This is a genomic window from Secundilactobacillus malefermentans DSM 5705 = KCTC 3548, from assembly GCF_001436395.1.
GTDB lineage: Bacteria > Bacillota > Bacilli > Lactobacillales > Lactobacillaceae > Secundilactobacillus > Secundilactobacillus malefermentans.
On sequence record NZ_AZGJ01000122.1, the window covers coordinates 1 to 1,113 of the forward strand.

At 42.9% G+C, this 1,113-nt stretch carries 2 protein-coding genes; both read right to left on the bottom strand.

What is annotated here, in order from left to right; translation table 11 throughout:
• The coding region (locus tag FD44_RS10060) for a helix-turn-helix domain-containing protein (protein WP_156656227.1) at positions 1-515 on the bottom strand (515 nt) is incomplete at its 3' end.
• A gap of 262 nt (positions 516-777) precedes the next feature.
• Positions 778-1,113: helix-turn-helix domain-containing protein (locus tag FD44_RS10065; protein ID WP_156656228.1), on the bottom strand; the 336-nt coding region annotated here is incomplete at its 5' end.

Sequence of the window (1,113 nt, forward strand, 5' to 3'; positions counted from 1 at the left end):
TTGATTCGGTGATGCTTTGTCCCAGGACGTTTAACCCGGCGACGTAGCTTAGCTGGCAAGTCTGAATTACGGATCGCTAACCGCTGATCATCAATGTATCGGTACACCGTAGGCGTTGAGGGGCAAACAATTCCCGGATGATTAGTCTTGAATTGGTGAACAAAAGTGTCCACACTATGCATTCTGGGGCGAACCTTTAAAGCTGTTGCCAAGGCATTACAGAAGAGGTGACAGTGATCAAACAAGCCACTATAACAGCTATTCAGCCGGTGCTTACGATAAACTGCCTCACCGGTTTCAGCCAGATATGACTGTTCAAAGATGCGCGTACTGGCGTTAAACTGCGTCGTTGTCCCACGTTTTAATTCGCGGGAAATCGTGCTGGGATTACGATGAAGGGTCTTGGCAATTCGGCGAATGGACCAATCTAAGCCTCTTAACGCTTCAATTCGACCCCGCTCAGCGAAATTGAGTTGGTGATACTGATTAGATATGATATTCTTAATTCGGGTCATGAAGATACCTCTTTCTTGTTTGTGGTGAATTAAGAATAGGTCTTCATGGCCTTTTTGACTAGTCTGAATAATGAACTGGTCTAGTAAGGTAAGTGTTGCACTTCAATTTTAAATTGGGGTCAATTTTTAAGGTAATCATTTTTGATTTTAATTTGAAGTAACAATATTCGAAGAGTTGTCATTTTTCTTGGTCATTTCTCGGATTTTAGTGGAGTTAGAAGTTTCAAGTGGTCCGCTCTGCTATGATTCTCTCATGTAAACATCATCTTTGTATATTGAATTTCTTTCGATATCTGATAAAGGTCGTCCGTTTAATCCCTGTATTACGGGCAACATCTACATCACTCATGCCTGCCTGATAAAGTTTAAAAGCATGTTGCAAGCGGGGATCGTCTTGGGTGTATTGGGGTTTGCGCCCATGATATTTACCCTGCTGCTTAGCTAAGGCAATCCCTTGCTGCTGGCGCTCAATAATTCGCTTACGTTCACTCTCGGCCTGATACTTATAGAGTTCAATAATCAAGTTGGTCATCAGTTGACGTAAATTTGGGTCAGCAATCCCGGTCATGGACGGTAAATTCAACACATCTAGGGTGGC